Source organism: Lactobacillus sp. XV31L (genome assembly GCF_059900865.1).
Window position 1 is genome coordinate 1 of sequence record NZ_JBWXGC010000014.1, and the last position, 13,021, is coordinate 13,021.

The 13,021-nt window shown below is 40.9% G+C and carries 22 protein-coding genes; all 22 read left to right on the forward strand.

The genetic code is table 11. From position 1 onward, the window contains the following. The coding region (locus AC2JF7_RS08235; RefSeq protein ID WP_500728213.1) for a hypothetical protein at positions 1-321 on the forward strand (321 nt) is incomplete at its 5' end. Beyond that, positions 309-497 (forward strand): hypothetical protein, encoded by a 189-nt coding sequence (locus AC2JF7_RS08240; RefSeq protein WP_500728214.1) that lies wholly within the window; start codon positions 309-311, stop codon positions 495-497. The genes AC2JF7_RS08235 and AC2JF7_RS08240, both read left to right, overlap by 13 nt. Before the next feature lie 2 nt (positions 498-499). Then, entirely contained in the window at positions 500-976 is a 477-nt protein-coding gene (locus AC2JF7_RS08245; protein ID WP_500728215.1) for a class I SAM-dependent methyltransferase, read from the forward strand. A 25-nt stretch (positions 977-1,001) separates the two neighbouring features. Then, positions 1,002-1,310: a VRR-NUC domain-containing protein gene (locus AC2JF7_RS08250; RefSeq protein ID WP_500728216.1), complete on the forward strand. Its 309-nt coding sequence runs from the start codon at positions 1,002-1,004 to the stop codon at positions 1,308-1,310. Further along, positions 1,288-1,791: a hypothetical protein gene (locus tag AC2JF7_RS08255; RefSeq protein WP_500728217.1), complete on the forward strand. Its 504-nt coding sequence runs from the start codon at positions 1,288-1,290 to the stop codon at positions 1,789-1,791. Before AC2JF7_RS08250 ends, AC2JF7_RS08255 begins: the two co-directional genes overlap by 23 nt. 2 nt (positions 1,792-1,793) lie before the next feature. Next, on the forward strand, positions 1,794-2,294 hold the full coding sequence (locus tag AC2JF7_RS08260) for an ArpU family phage packaging/lysis transcriptional regulator (RefSeq protein ID WP_500728218.1): 501 nt from the start codon (positions 1,794-1,796) through the stop codon (positions 2,292-2,294). Between the two features lie 415 nt (positions 2,295-2,709). After that, positions 2,710-3,336, forward strand: coding sequence for a DUF4145 domain-containing protein (locus AC2JF7_RS08265; protein ID WP_500728219.1), 627 nt, complete (start codon positions 2,710-2,712; stop codon positions 3,334-3,336). A gap of 63 nt (positions 3,337-3,399) precedes the next feature. Beyond that, positions 3,400-3,900 carry an HNH endonuclease gene (locus tag AC2JF7_RS08270; protein WP_500728220.1) on the forward strand — a complete coding sequence of 167 codons (501 nt, stop codon included), beginning with the start codon at positions 3,400-3,402 and terminating at the stop codon, positions 3,898-3,900. 196 nt (positions 3,901-4,096) lie between these two features. Beyond that, positions 4,097-4,519, forward strand: a complete 423-nt coding sequence (locus tag AC2JF7_RS08275) for a phage terminase small subunit P27 family (RefSeq protein ID WP_500728221.1) — start codon at positions 4,097-4,099, stop codon at positions 4,517-4,519. Further along, a complete protein-coding gene (locus AC2JF7_RS08280; RefSeq protein ID WP_500728222.1) occupies positions 4,512-4,703 on the forward strand; it encodes a hypothetical protein in 192 nt (63 codons plus the stop codon). Before AC2JF7_RS08275 ends, AC2JF7_RS08280 begins: the two co-directional genes overlap by 8 nt. Before the next feature lie 278 nt (positions 4,704-4,981). Next, positions 4,982-6,880: a terminase large subunit gene (locus tag AC2JF7_RS08285; protein WP_500728223.1), complete on the forward strand. Its 1,899-nt coding sequence runs from the start codon at positions 4,982-4,984 to the stop codon at positions 6,878-6,880. Further along, positions 6,867-7,061, forward strand: a complete 195-nt coding sequence (locus AC2JF7_RS08290; RefSeq protein ID WP_500728224.1) for a DUF1056 family protein — start codon at positions 6,867-6,869, stop codon at positions 7,059-7,061. The genes AC2JF7_RS08285 and AC2JF7_RS08290 overlap by 14 nt, the downstream gene beginning before the upstream one ends. Continuing rightward, the gene (locus AC2JF7_RS08295; protein WP_500728225.1) at positions 7,061-8,227 is read left to right on the forward strand and encodes a phage portal protein; all 1,167 of its coding nucleotides are present in this window, start codon (positions 7,061-7,063) and stop codon (positions 8,225-8,227) included. Before AC2JF7_RS08290 ends, AC2JF7_RS08295 begins: the two co-directional genes overlap by 1 nt. Next, on the forward strand, positions 8,208-8,948 hold the full coding sequence (locus tag AC2JF7_RS08300) for a head maturation protease, ClpP-related (protein WP_500728226.1): 741 nt from the start codon (positions 8,208-8,210) through the stop codon (positions 8,946-8,948). The genes AC2JF7_RS08295 and AC2JF7_RS08300 overlap by 20 nt, the downstream gene beginning before the upstream one ends. Next, entirely contained in the window at positions 8,948-10,198 is a 1,251-nt protein-coding gene (locus tag AC2JF7_RS08305) for a phage major capsid protein (RefSeq protein ID WP_500728227.1), read from the forward strand. The genes AC2JF7_RS08300 and AC2JF7_RS08305 overlap by 1 nt, the downstream gene beginning before the upstream one ends. Positions 10,199-10,209: 11 nt before the next feature. After that, positions 10,210-10,542, forward strand: a complete 333-nt coding sequence (locus AC2JF7_RS08310) for a head-tail connector protein (protein ID WP_500728228.1) — start codon at positions 10,210-10,212, stop codon at positions 10,540-10,542. After that, the gene (locus AC2JF7_RS08315; protein WP_500728229.1) at positions 10,520-10,867 is read left to right on the forward strand and encodes a head-tail adaptor protein; all 348 of its coding nucleotides are present in this window, start codon (positions 10,520-10,522) and stop codon (positions 10,865-10,867) included. The genes AC2JF7_RS08310 and AC2JF7_RS08315 overlap by 23 nt, the downstream gene beginning before the upstream one ends. Further along, a complete protein-coding gene (locus tag AC2JF7_RS08320) occupies positions 10,860-11,309 on the forward strand; it encodes an HK97-gp10 family putative phage morphogenesis protein (RefSeq protein WP_500728230.1) in 450 nt (149 codons plus the stop codon). Before AC2JF7_RS08315 ends, AC2JF7_RS08320 begins: the two co-directional genes overlap by 8 nt. Next, positions 11,306-11,677, forward strand: coding sequence for a DUF806 family protein (locus tag AC2JF7_RS08325; RefSeq protein WP_500728231.1), 372 nt, complete (start codon positions 11,306-11,308; stop codon positions 11,675-11,677). The genes AC2JF7_RS08320 and AC2JF7_RS08325 overlap by 4 nt, the downstream gene beginning before the upstream one ends. Continuing rightward, positions 11,678-12,349, forward strand: coding sequence for a phage tail protein (locus AC2JF7_RS08330; protein WP_500728232.1), 672 nt, complete (start codon positions 11,678-11,680; stop codon positions 12,347-12,349). A 106-nt stretch (positions 12,350-12,455) separates the two neighbouring features. Continuing rightward, complete coding sequence (locus tag AC2JF7_RS08335) at positions 12,456-12,803, forward strand: phage tail tube assembly chaperone (RefSeq protein ID WP_500728233.1); 348 nt, start codon at positions 12,456-12,458, stop codon at positions 12,801-12,803. Next, positions 12,775-13,017: a hypothetical protein gene (locus AC2JF7_RS08340; RefSeq protein WP_500728234.1), complete on the forward strand. Its 243-nt coding sequence runs from the start codon at positions 12,775-12,777 to the stop codon at positions 13,015-13,017. The genes AC2JF7_RS08335 and AC2JF7_RS08340 overlap by 29 nt, the downstream gene beginning before the upstream one ends. Positions 13,018-13,021: the final 4 nt, after the last annotated feature.

The window sequence follows — 13,021 nt, forward strand, 5'->3', positions numbered from 1 at the left end:
ATGGCACGAGCAGTATGGCGTAAAGACACTGAAGGTAAAGAGTGGTACGTGGGGCATGTTCCACCTGGATACCGATTAAAAGATGGTGAGCATTATGGTAGATTGCCAAATGAAGCTGACGAAATAACTATCCAAGGGATAACAATCAGACGGTCAGAGCTGAACACAAAGCATGTGGTAGCCTGGTATGATTCTAGAAAAATATACTCATTCGCCGTAGTACCTAATAATAACAATTATTTAGCAAAGCCAATCTACATAACCAAGAAAGAATACCGTGAGCTTATGGATTGGCTGGAGGAAAGTGAATGGCGAGAATAGTAGTAAACACTATAAATTTAATTTCTCTAATTTTGATTTTGGCAGCATTTATTTATGAGAAAAATAAAAAGCATAGCATAGAAGTTTGGCTTACTTTGATTTTTGTTGGATTGACGTTGTCTCTAGTGGCTTTAGCTATAAAAGAGTATATGTTTTGGAAGGTTCTGGGGTGGTAAGAATGGAAATCTTGGACGCCTGTTGCGGCAGCAAAATGTTTTGGTACGACAAGCATGAGTCACATACCACATACATGGACAAACGAAGTGAAAGTCGAGAGTATGAAGATCGTGGCCAGATTAGGACGGTTAAGATACAGCCAGATATTGTAGCTGACTTCAGGTGCATCCCCTTTGAAAGTGACACGTTCGACTTAGTAGTATTCGATCCACCTCATCTTATTTATGCAGGAGAGCACAGCTGGCTAAAGCTTAAGTATGGTTGTCTACCAAAAGATGACTGGCAGAGCTACATTAGAAAAGGCTTTGAAGAGTGTATGCGTGTTTTAAAACCAACCGGGACACTGATTTTTAAATGGTCCAATAATCAAATTCCTTTTAGTGAAGTATTTAAAGCGATAGGTCAGAAACCGATTTTAGGCGACCATAGAGGAAATACAAGATGGTCAGTGTTTATAAAGGCAGGCGATAACAATTAAAGAGCATGAAATTCAAAAAAAGATAATGCGAACATTATCTTTTAATCGATGTACAGTGTTTCGGACCAATGTGGGTAAGGTAATAAAAGCCGATGGCAGTTGGTTTAATACGGGATTGCCACCTGGGCATCCTGATTTATACGGCTTTCGTTGGGTAGACAATCAAATTTTCTATATCGAAGTAAAATCAGAGACTGGCAAGCCTGAACAAGTACAAATTAATTTCCATAATAATCTGGTAGCACACAATGTAATTCATGGAATCGCGAGGAGTGAGCAGGAAGCATTAATGATAGTGGAGAAAGGACTGATTGGCTATGGATATTCCGTATAGTTTAATTCATGAATTAGAGTATGACTACGGATCTTTAAGCTTGGTTCCGTCAGATAATCCGATACTAAAAAAGATCCATAATATTTTAAGAGTAGAAAACATCGAAGAAATTTATTATCGAAATGAAGATAAAGTTTTATATTTGCATGAAAAAGGTTTTGGACGAGATGAAATGACTAATATTTATGGAATACCCCAAAGTACAGTTAACAATATATTTTTTAAACATCACCTCAGAGAAGTTCCTAGCTTTAGATACGTACTACATAAAGATGGTCGGTCGAATATATTCTGTAAAAAAATAATTGATGTTGGTCTTCCAATTAATCATGCTATCAGCAATACTGCTATGGCTCGCAGGCTGTGCAGCAAATATGGATACAGATTAAAAAAGCCAAGAAAAATAATCAGGTGGCATCAACTTAGAGACGGTGATCAATATATCGATAACTGCAAAATTAAAGTGAAAGGAATAGATTAAGTATGGAGCAATTGGGCTTCTGGGCGGACCCGGATGTTGAAGCTACAGCCAAGAATGTAAATAGATTTTTATATAAGCAATGCCAAAGACTGAGCTTGCGTGCTGGTGTTAGTCTATCAAGCCCACAATTGTCATACGCTCCAATGAATACTAATGGCATCAACAATAGCGAAAACAATGCAGTTACCAGATTGACGGCACTAACCGCATTGCAAGCTATTAAGTATGCGATGATGCAAACGAGTGGTATTTCTCCACAACTTTTAATTAGTAAGTATCTTGACCTAAAAAGAGATTGGCAGGTAAGGCAAGATGTGCACATCAGTCACAATGCCTATCCTAAGTATCGTGAGAAAGCGTTATATGAATTTGCGGACAGCTGGAACACAACACAAGACAAGTTTCAATTTGAGGAGAAAATCAACCTGATTATTTACAAAAGGAATTTTGAAGGAATTTACGATGAATATTCGAGGAATTTTGGAGGAACGCACGAGGATTGAAATGTGCGAAAATATGTATAGTTGAAAGACTAGGATAACTCTTAATAGTTAATCGTCCGAGACGACGTAAAACTAATTGCATTATTAATTTTTGACATATGCTGAAGTAATACCGTTATATCCTTCTTGTATACAGTTGCGGTAATGGTTATTAGTCAGGTTCGATTCCTGGCACCGTAATAGACATGCGATGACCTTAACGTTGGTATAGAAAGAGTACCAATAGCGAGCGTGTCAGGACGTGCATAGTGTTGCTAATATTTTTAGTTTATGTAAGTAAATCAATTCGATTATATTATTTGCAAGCGAGTGCAATTCTCGCCGCGTTCATAGTCCGAAAGGACAATACATTTACCTCAAAAAAAGCTAGCTTTAACAGCTAGTTTTTTGTACTATTGCTTTGAGGTGAATGAATATGAGACAAAACGAAGAAGAATTTACTACAGAGTATCTTAGTGGAAATATCACTTGGGCATCACAGAAAAACCTTAAAAAGACTTACAAGTGCGGTTATTGCCAAAGCTTGGTAACTTCTACTGAGGGGATGCCTTTGCTAAGGCATGGGGGTTATTATACACCGGCTTCCGGTATATATATTTGTACAAACTGTAAATTGCCAACATTTATTTATATTTCCAATGCTGGTGTTACTCAGATACCTAATAATAAAGTTGGCGAGTCAATAGCTAATGTTCCTAAAGAAGTGGAAGATGTGTATGAAGAAGCGCGCGATTGCTTTTCAGTTGGAGCATATACTGCAGTTGATATGCTTTGCCGAAAGCTTTTGATGCATGTGGCTGTGAGCTTTGGTGCAAAAGAGAGGCTTCCATTTACTCAATACTTGGATTATTTAGAAAATAAAAATTATATAACCGCTAATAGTGAAGTATGGGTTGATAAAATAAGAGAGTACGCGAATAAAGTGAATCATAGGCTTGTAATTGGCAATAAAAAAGAAGCCGAATTATTAATTCAATTTTGTGGGATGCTGTTGAAAACAAATTATGAATATCCGGGATATTTTAAGGATGATAAGAAATAATAAAAATGCTAAGCAATTAACTGCTTGGCTTTTTGTTTGTCGTAAAAGAAAAGGTGGCATGCCATGCCAAGAGTAAGACGATGCCGCTTTAATGGGTGCCATGAGTTCGCTTCAATGCCAAACCATTACTGCAAGCAGCATATTGAACATGAGCAAGAATACCTGGAGCGCAGAGAACACTATCGACGCCATGGTAACAAGCATACAACGTGGAAGTATAACCATGTCATACGCAAGCGGAACGAAACCAAGGCAGAGCAAAACAAGTTCTATCACACAAAAGAGTGGACTAACTTGCGCCAGGTAGTATTTAACCGAGACTACTCGCTATGCCAATACTGTAAGGCTAGGTCAGGTAACGTAGTGGATCATGTCGTGCCGATCGAGTTCGACATGTCCAAGATGAGAGACGTCAACAACTTGGTGACATGCTGCCGTGACTGCCATGCCAAGAAGACCAGGTGGGAGCAATCTTACTATGGTACAGGGTTACATGGCACACTGACTAATAGCGAAGAGATTACGGACGTTGAAACTATCACTAAGATGATGAATGCTGTGTGAGCTCGTATAAGGCTTTGTGAGCAGCTCTAACTCAGGCGGCTAGGTTAGACATGCGAGGGATAATTTAACACCCCCGCCCCTAATTTCGCCATAGAGGAGCCGCTACAGTGTCATCGTCTCGCGTGACAAACCAAATTTTGAAACTTTTTTGATAGGGGGGTCTAAAACGACAAAGGTTGATCTATCAAGCCTGAAGGTGCCTACACAACCACCAAAATGGCTCGATAATTACGGAAAAAGATTGTGGCCAAAGCTGGCTAATTACTTGAACAAAAATTCGCAAATTGTTCGAGCAGATGAATATCTACTTCAGCAATATTGCTCGTCCTACGACGTATATCGAAAATCGTATGAAAGCATCAAAAATGAAGGTATTCAGAAAGCAGTCTATAAAACACACCATAATCCACAAAACGGCGAGCAAATGGGTGAACCAGAATTTATTGGATTCAAAAAGAATCCTGCCTATCCAATGATGTCTGATGCAATTAATCGTATGAGTGCTATTGGAAAGGACCTGGGCTTAAGTCCAAGGGCTCGTGCGGAGCTTTTAGATTTTGAAAAGCCGGAAGAAGATAAGGACGCAAGCAAGAATTTTAAGGAGTTTTTTAATGAGTAAGTTTTGGGGTTTAGCATTACTGCTAATTCTTTATTTACATTCAATTTTTAAATATTTAGGTGATGAAAAAAAGCCTATGGATAGTGCTGATGCTTTTTCAAATGTGATGGCAGCACTAGTAAGCAGATCAGTAAATATTTGGGTCGTTTATTTTTTATTTAAACTGCTAAATATTATCAAATAAAAAAAGAGAGTCAGCATGTACATCATACTGACTCTCTTTTGCATCCCCTGACGGGAAAAAGCTCTTTGCGGTTTGCCGTGTAAGCAATCACCTCTTCGCATTATAGCGCAACAAGTTGCGCTCATGCTCAGCGCGGGTGATTGCATGATAGAGCTTGACTTAACACTCATTATTATACTGCTTCTTGTAGTGCTTCTCAAGAAGTAGCAAACCGCAAGGGCGCTCGCCCGACCCGACAAGGGCGAGCGCCCTTTTTAAATCATCAAAGGAGGTGGAAGATGAAGATAGATTTAACTTCTACTAGGGATGTTGACGGTGCCTTTCAGACAATAGATTGGTCAGACATCAAGAAAAAATATACTGACCCAGGTACTAAATACTGTTTTGATGTATTTAAGCCTGATAGCGTTGTGGGCTACCTTGAAAAGCTACATGCCTTTAGACACCTGCGTGACCTGCAGCGGCAAGGTGATGCCGACTTCCCTTATCACTATGATGTAAAGGAAGAAAAAATCGCCTTGAAGCTGGCTCAGATAATACCTGATGTTGACCTCCACAAGCCGCTGCCGCTGATGCCTTACGAAAAGTTTGTCTTGGCGCAGCTAAATGGCTGGAAGGATAAGCATGGTGAACAACGGTTTACTGAAGCGCATATCTCTATTGGACGTGGTCAGGGTAAGACACAGCTTGCCGGCATTCAGATGTGTAAAGCATTTGTAGTCGATACCCTTGGTTATACCAACAAGGACTTTATGATTTCTGCCAACACAAGCGACCAATCTAACAAGCTATTTGGCTACATTAGAAAAATGCTCGAGTCAGTTATTGACGTTGAGCCTTTTAAAAGTTTTGCCAAAGATGTCGATTTGCAAATACAAACAAATCAGATTATCCAAAAGAAGACTAATAATCGGATTTTGAAAATCTCTTATGAAGCCGATAAATACGATTCAACTCACAATGTTTTGGCAATCTACGATGAAGCTGGGGCGCTAACAGATTTTAATCGTATTTCTGATATTACTGATGGCCAGGCACAGGTTGTGCCTTACCACCAATTTATCAAGATTTCATCGGCATATCCTGACCCCACAAGTCCGTTTCATGAAGAAGAAAAAACAATGCAGCGCATTATGGAAGAGGACTACAAGCGGGAGGGCGACAACACTCTCTGTTGTGTTTGGGCACAGGACAGCTTGGAAGAGACCTACAAGCCTGAAACTTGGGCTAAGTCTAATCCACTAATTAATCTTTCGCCAGAAGAACATGAACGGCGGACTAAGAATCTAGTTAACCAGCGAGACCAAGCTAAGTTAATTAACACTTTGCACAAGTTCCAAAATAAGAACTTGAATTTATGGCTTAAGCAGTCAACGTCTAGCTTCTTGAATTATCGAGATGTGCAGGATGCGATTACAGAGGACTTTAAAATCGATGGACGTGATGTCTTTATTGGATTCGACTACTCAATGTTCTCTGATAACACGGCTTTGGGCTTTGTTTTCCCGTATCAGGACGAAGAAACCGGCGAACCACGATTCTACACCATGCAGCATAGTTTCATACCGTGGCAGCATGCCGGTAGCATTGATAACAAGGAGAGTCAGGACGGTTTACCATATCGGGACCTTGAAAAAGAAGGGTACTGCACAATAACTGCGCACCCAGACGGGATTATTAATCCGGAACAGATTTACACCTGGCTACTTGACTTTGTTGAAAAACATGACCTAAAAGTACGTTTCTTTGGCTATGACCGCTATGGTTCTTATCAGGTTAAAAACATCACTGAGTCACTGAACGTTAATACCAGCTGGAATATTATGGATATTCAACAACGGACTTCGGCGTTGGCTGACCCTACCAAATACCTGCAGGAACTCTATGTGACGCACAAGGTTAGGTCGGCAAATGATCCGGTGTTAACCAAAGCGCTGCTCAATGCAGTTATTAAACAAGACAAGATTGGCATCCAGGTCGATAAGGACAAGGCCACGCTTAAGATTGATGTGGTCGATGCAATTGTTGATGCCATGTACCAAGCGATGTATGTATTCGATGAGAATGCTGATATTAATTCCAAAGCTGGTGAAGTTGACCGGATGACAGAAGAGCAAGTAAAGGCGTGGTTTGAAGACCCGGACTCAGGATTGATAGGAGAAAATGATGATTGGTAATTTATTTAAATTAGTTTGGCAAGTAATTGATTTGATTCTTTATTTAGCAGCATGCGTGAGTTTTACATATGGTGCTTTTTTAATTAATCAGCCATTTGGCTTTATAGTGCTAGGAATTGCATTAATTGTGACAGCTTGGATTACTGAACGTATTCCGACTAAGAAAGGAAGTGATAGCTGATGCCAATATTCAATTTATCGACCAAAAATTCAAGAGCGGCACCACAACCTGCATTTTCGCTGAGCGAAGATGAGGATACAATCAATTTCTTAGTTGCCAAGTCAAATAGCTATGTGTCAGCTGATAAAGCGTTGCAGAACTCAGATATTTTTTCGTTAATTATGCAGCTTTCAGGTGACCTAGCGCTCGTGCAATTAAAAGCCAGCACAGACAGAATTCAATCCTTAATCAAAAGCCCTAGTCGCACGACTAATGGCTTTTCTTTTTGGCAGAGCATGTTCGCTCAACTGCTGCTAGACGGCAATGCTTATGCTTACCGCTGGCGCAATATTAACGGCGTAGACTTACGCTGGGAATATTTACGACCGTCTCAGGTGCAGCCAATGCTGCTGGATGACGGTTCTGGTCTGGTCTATAACATTGATTTTGACGAGCCAAAGTTTGGAACTTTCAGTAACGTCCCTCAAGTGGACATAATCCATATTCGCCTGATGTCAAAAACAGGCGGAATGGTTGGTATATCTCCGTTGACGGCGTTAGTGAATGAGTTAGACATTAAGGATGCCTCGAACAAGCTAACAATGAATGCTCTTAAGCAGTCAGTAACTGCTAACGGAGTTTTAGCTGTAAAACACGGTGGTTTGCTTGATGCGAAAGCTAGAGCAGCACGTTCGCGTAAGTTTAAATGGCAATTGGATAATAGCGACGGTGGACCAGCTGTAATTGATGATCTGGAAGAATACACACCACTAGAAGTCAAGTCCAATGTAGCCCAGCTGCTTAGTCAGGTCGATTGGACCAGTAAACAAGTCGCTAAAGTTTATGGTATTCCAGATAGCTACTTGAATGGTCAGGGAGATCAGCAGTCAAGTGTCAAGATGATGGGCAGTCAGTATGCTCAAGCACTTAATCGCTATGTTCAACCAATTGTCAGTGAACTGGATAGAAAGTTGAATGCAACTATCACTGCTGATATTCGGCCGGCAATTGACGCTACTGGGGATGCATACGCAGACACTGTGGCAGGACTGGCAAATAAGAGCGCTTTGGCAAGCAATCAGGCTACTTACGTATTGCAAAAAATAGGCTATTTGCCGTCAGATTTGCCTAAGCCTACTACTTTTAAGAGTAAAGGAGGTGAGGTTATTGAAGAAGATACAAATTAAGGGACCAGTCATCGGCAATGCAATGGGCGAAGTCATGTCGTATTTTGGCGATGATAACTATGCCTATCCATCAAAAGTTAAACGTGACTTGGAAGATTCCGGCAATGAAGATGTAATTGTTGAAATCAACAGCCCAGGCGGCTATACGAGCCCAGCAGCTGAGATTTATACGGACCTAAAGGCCTATTCGGGCACTGTAGAAGTTCATATTGTTGGTGAAGCTGACTCCGCGGCATCAATCATTGCAATGGCAGGGGATAAAGTCCTGATGTCACCAATGGGAATCATGATGATTCACCGGGCGATGAGTTCGGCAGAAGGCAACACGGATGATTTTGCGAGTGGTAAACAGGCGCTTGATCAGTTGGACCAGTCAATTGTTGATGCATACGCAGAGAAAACCGGTAAGGACAAGCAAGAAATCTATCGCTTAATGTCACAAACCACCTGGATGAACGCCAAAACCGCCATCCAAGAAGGCTTTGCCGACGGAATGATGGAATTTAACAACGCTAAGCAAAATCAAGTTGCATCACCGATGTTAAATGCAGCGGTAACTGTTCCACATTTTGACGAAAGCAAGATGATGGAGTTTAAGCAGCTGCTTTCGCAAGCTGCTAAGTCTAAAGAACAGTCAGTAAGAGAATCAGAAAATAATAAAGATTTAAATCAGACCAAGCAAATCAATCATAAGCTTGGTCTTTTATTTGGAGGAAAATAATGAACGATAACATTAATGAGTTAGCTACCGCTCGGGATTCAGCAGGTAGCAAAGTAGAAGAGTTACAAAATAAGCAGGAAGAAATGGCTATCAAGTTGGTGGCTGATCCGGAAGCTTATTCTGACGAAGATATTACAAATATCACTAATCAGTTGAGTCAAGCGGTTAAAGTGCGTAATTTTGCCCAAAAGTCTTTGGACGAAGCGCGTAAAAATGCTAAGGCTCCTATCTCACCAGTTGGTGGTAATAATCCTGGTAAACCAGAAAAGGTTATTTCAGCTAAAAAGGCACGCGAAATTGCTGATGAGTTTATTTCAGATTTTAAGAACATGGTCACGTCGGGTATTTTACCAGAGAATTCCCAAGATACCGGTCCTAATGCAGGCTTAACTATCCCGGTAGATGTGCAGACAGCCATCCACAAGCTAATCAGATCATTCACGTCACTTGAGGGCTTGGTTAACGTTGAGAATGTCAGTGTGCCAAGTGGTTCGCGAGTTTATGAAAAATTGAGTGATGTTACGGCATTAGCAGACTTGGACGATGAGACGGCAACGATTGGTGATAATGATGATCCGGCACTCACTATTGTCAAATATACAATTCACCGCTACGCTGGTATTTCTACTATCACTAATACTCTGCTTAAGGACACCGCAGAAAATATTTTGGCTTGGATTGAAAACTGGATTGCGAAGAAGGATGTTATCACTCGCAATGCCAAGATCCTTGATGTACTTAACAACGGTAAGGCTGGCAAGGTTCCGAAGAAGGCGTCAATTACCGATTTTGACGGTATCAAGGACTTAGAGAACAACACTCTGGATCCGCTAATTCAAGATACAGCTACTTATCTCACTAACCAATCTGGTTTTAACGCTTTATCCAAGGTTAAGGATGCAGAGGGCCGCTATTTAATCCAGCCTGACCCAACTCAAGCAGAAATTAAGCGGATTGGCAGTCACGAAGTAACGGTAGTTGCTGATAAGTTCTTGCCAGATATTGACGGTGCCCATCCTCTCTACTTCGGTAACTTCAAGATGGCGGTTACTTTGTATGACTACCAACGTATGACGCTAATGGTTACGAATATCGGTGGTGGAGCTTTTGAAAAAGACCTGACAAAGATTAGAGTGATTGACCGCTTTGATGTTGAGTTGATTGATGAAGGTGCATACGCAATTGGCACCTTTAAAAAGATTAAGGACCAGACACCTGCAGTAGCTGCTAGTCAACCATCTGGTAAGTAATCATGGAGCCAATGCTCAAACTCAGTGATGGTTTACAGCGAATATTAGGCTTCTTAGATGATGACCCATTGCTGGATGATGCCACTAAGAGACGTATGGAAGCATATCTTAGAGCAGCAGAACATTATGTTCAGTCCTCTATTGGCAATGAAGCAGATGGATTCTTTAAGCAAGATGAAGTCAAAGAGCTTTATACAACTGCATGTAATGCTGTTGCATCGAATTGGTTTAATCATCCAACAAGTGCCACGGTCAGCACTACTGCTGAACAGATAATTGGTCAGTTACGGGGTCTTTATGATCTTTATGTGGAGGAAAATAATGGTTCAACTACAGAACGCTGATCGGCTTAACATTATCATGGAGCTTGGTACTACTGGAAAAGTTGGTGAAGACGAAGATGGGATGTCGATTGAAGGCTTTGTCCCTAGCTATCAGATATTAGCTGGGCAATGGTCACTTTCAACTTCTCAAATTATCCAGCAAGAAGGTTTAGGTGTGACCAATAGTCGCATGTATGTGATTAGGCATCGTCCTGACTATTCTGGTATTACGCAAGCTCGTATAGGTGATAAAGTCTATGAAATCACCAGTATTAATCAAGACCCATACAATAACCCAACTGCTTATGACCAACTATCTTTAAGGGAGGTGGATAAAAATGGCTGACCTAGCTGAAGGACTTGAAACTTGGGCTAAACAAATGGAGGGCGCTACTAAGCTATCGGCTAATGATAGAGCAAAAATCACTGGTGCTGGAGCGTTGGCTTATGCAGAAGTGCTGAAAAGGAACACCCCTCGCTCTGAGCGGGATTATTCGAAGAAAGGCAAAAGGGCTGGTAAAGGAAAAGGTCGTCAAACTAAACACATAGCTGACGACATCACCTTCAAACCGGGCTGGACGATGGATAGAGTGATGACTGGCGATACTAGTGTCGGTTGGGGAAGTAAATATTCGGCCATGATTGCCAAGTTCGTCAATGAAGGAGCAGGTGAACCCTCTCAATTACGAGTAGAAAACATGCACTTCATGGAGCGCGCAGAGCTCCAGGCTAGGGATGCCGTTTTACAAGCTGAATTAGCTGAATACAAGAAGGTGATGCATCAATGACCGTGGTTAGTGATGCTGCTAGTATTCTAAAATCATCAAACATTAAGGGAATAGACAATGTCTATTCTTTTTTTATCCCACAAAATAAAGAAATTGCAGATAATACAACAGATATATTGATTACTGATATTGGTAATTTGATTAATGTGTATGGTAGCAATAGACCGGTTGGGACAATCAGTGCAGTGGATTTGCATATTTATAAGGGTCCTAAAGCTAACGGCTCAATTGATGAAATTAACGACCGAATTATGGATGCTTTTTTTAATGCCGGTTGGACTGTTGAATATTCTGGTCCAATTCAAGTGACACCAGAAACTCATCAGAAATTGAAAATTTTTTATTTTAGAAATTATAAGGAGAAATAAATGGAAATCAGAGGATTAAACGATATTATCGTTTTCAGATTAGATAGTGATGGAAAGCTGGCCACAACGCCAGAAGCAGGTGGCTTAACCACTAATATGGGAAAGCCTGGACTTTTCAAGATTGACTTGCAAAGTTCTTTGGGTGCTACTCAAGCTGAAATTTCAAACTTGACGGCAACAGCAACCAAGGTTTATGGCTCAAATGCAGTTGCAGAACAGACTATCGGTGTGGCCAGCCCGTCAATTGCGTTGGGTGCAAACGACATTCCGCACAATATTTACGACACACTCATCGGCCTTGAAAAGGGCAAGTTTGGTGGTGTTGAGCAAAAGGATAGTCAAGTTGTTCTTGGCGGCATTATTTGTCACTCACGCAATACCAACAAAAATATTGACCTGTATTTTGCCTTCCCAATGGGAACCTTCACCACAGGTGGTAATCTCAATATGCAAACTGATACCGAAAGTCCTGTTGTAGCTCATGATGCTTTCGCACTGGCAGCGCAAGCACGTCCAAGCGACAAGTTGCTGTATGCGAAGTTTTACTCGGACAGCCCTGACTTTGACTACGACAAAATGATTGCATATATCACTGGCACAGATGACAAGGCGGCTTCAGGTGGCAATAACAGTCAACCTACTAGCCCTACAAGTCCATCAAGTAAGCCTTAACTTTTAAAAAGCTGTGGTGGGTGTGGTGGCAACAATTTAGATTACAAAACAACAATTAACGACCAGTTTTAATCTGGTCGTTTTCTTTCGAAAGGATTTTAAAATTATGAGTTCAATTATTGTAGACGGTTCAAAAGTAGGATTAAGCAAAGATTTAAAAGTAGAGAAAACTTTCAAAAATACGAAGCTATGTATGAAAACACAGTTGAAGTTGGCTAAAGTAGGTCAAGCGATTGAGAACTTTGACGAAAAAAATGGTCAGACCTTAATCGACTCTCTTAATCGACAAATTGAGTTGCTTGATGGTTTTGTTGGCTTTTTGAAAGAAATTTTAGGCTTAACCAAGAAGAAGGCTGATGAACTAGAGGAAGCGGACTCAGGGGATATTACAGATTTGGTTAATGAAATTTGTGCAAATATCTTAGGTGCGGACAGCGACAAAAGCGAAGATTAAAGATGAAGATCCTGTCGAGATGTGGCAGGAAGCCTTAGAAGATATGAACTTTGAAGAACAGCAGCTCATAGTGTGGGCACATATGTCACTTGAAGATTGTGAAAATGCTGACCTTGAAACGCTAAAAGAAGTTATGAGCGCAAGGTCTGCAAAAGACCGTCCGAAGTCACTGTGGGACTTTGCTGATTCAGTAAATAACGAAGAAAGGAGGTAAATAA

What these genes read in the sequence shown, in the direction of transcription:
- AC2JF7_RS08280 (WP_500728222.1), top strand. Translation starts at nt 4,512, where the DNA reads ATGAGTAAGTTTTGGGGTTTAGCATTACTGCTAATTCTTTATTTACAT.
- AC2JF7_RS08335 (WP_500728233.1), top strand. Translation starts at nt 12,456, where the DNA reads ATGAGTTCAATTATTGTAGACGGTTCAAAAGTAGGATTAAGCAAAGAT.
- AC2JF7_RS08305 (WP_500728227.1), top strand. Translation starts at nt 8,948, where the DNA reads ATGAACGATAACATTAATGAGTTAGCTACCGCTCGGGATTCAGCAGGT.
- AC2JF7_RS08310 (WP_500728228.1), top strand. Translation starts at nt 10,210, where the DNA reads ATGCTCAAACTCAGTGATGGTTTACAGCGAATATTAGGCTTCTTAGAT.
- AC2JF7_RS08290 (WP_500728224.1), top strand. Translation starts at nt 6,867, where the DNA reads ATGATGATTGGTAATTTATTTAAATTAGTTTGGCAAGTAATTGATTTG.
- AC2JF7_RS08270 (WP_500728220.1), top strand. Translation starts at nt 3,400, where the DNA reads ATGCCAAGAGTAAGACGATGCCGCTTTAATGGGTGCCATGAGTTCGCT.
- AC2JF7_RS08245 (WP_500728215.1), top strand. Translation starts at nt 500, where the DNA reads ATGGAAATCTTGGACGCCTGTTGCGGCAGCAAAATGTTTTGGTACGAC.
- AC2JF7_RS08285 (WP_500728223.1), top strand. Translation starts at nt 4,982, where the DNA reads ATGAAGATAGATTTAACTTCTACTAGGGATGTTGACGGTGCCTTTCAG.
- AC2JF7_RS08315 (WP_500728229.1), top strand. Translation starts at nt 10,520, where the DNA reads ATGGTTCAACTACAGAACGCTGATCGGCTTAACATTATCATGGAGCTT.
- AC2JF7_RS08325 (WP_500728231.1), top strand. Translation starts at nt 11,306, where the DNA reads ATGACCGTGGTTAGTGATGCTGCTAGTATTCTAAAATCATCAAACATT.
- AC2JF7_RS08320 (WP_500728230.1), top strand. Translation starts at nt 10,860, where the DNA reads ATGGCTGACCTAGCTGAAGGACTTGAAACTTGGGCTAAACAAATGGAG.
- AC2JF7_RS08250 (WP_500728216.1), top strand. Translation starts at nt 1,002, where the DNA reads ATGCGAACATTATCTTTTAATCGATGTACAGTGTTTCGGACCAATGTG.
- AC2JF7_RS08260 (WP_500728218.1), top strand. Translation starts at nt 1,794, where the DNA reads ATGGAGCAATTGGGCTTCTGGGCGGACCCGGATGTTGAAGCTACAGCC.
- AC2JF7_RS08240 (WP_500728214.1), top strand. Translation starts at nt 309, where the DNA reads ATGGCGAGAATAGTAGTAAACACTATAAATTTAATTTCTCTAATTTTG.
- AC2JF7_RS08330 (WP_500728232.1), top strand. Translation starts at nt 11,678, where the DNA reads ATGGAAATCAGAGGATTAAACGATATTATCGTTTTCAGATTAGATAGT.
- AC2JF7_RS08265 (WP_500728219.1), top strand. Translation starts at nt 2,710, where the DNA reads ATGAGACAAAACGAAGAAGAATTTACTACAGAGTATCTTAGTGGAAAT.
- AC2JF7_RS08295 (WP_500728225.1), top strand. Translation starts at nt 7,061, where the DNA reads ATGCCAATATTCAATTTATCGACCAAAAATTCAAGAGCGGCACCACAA.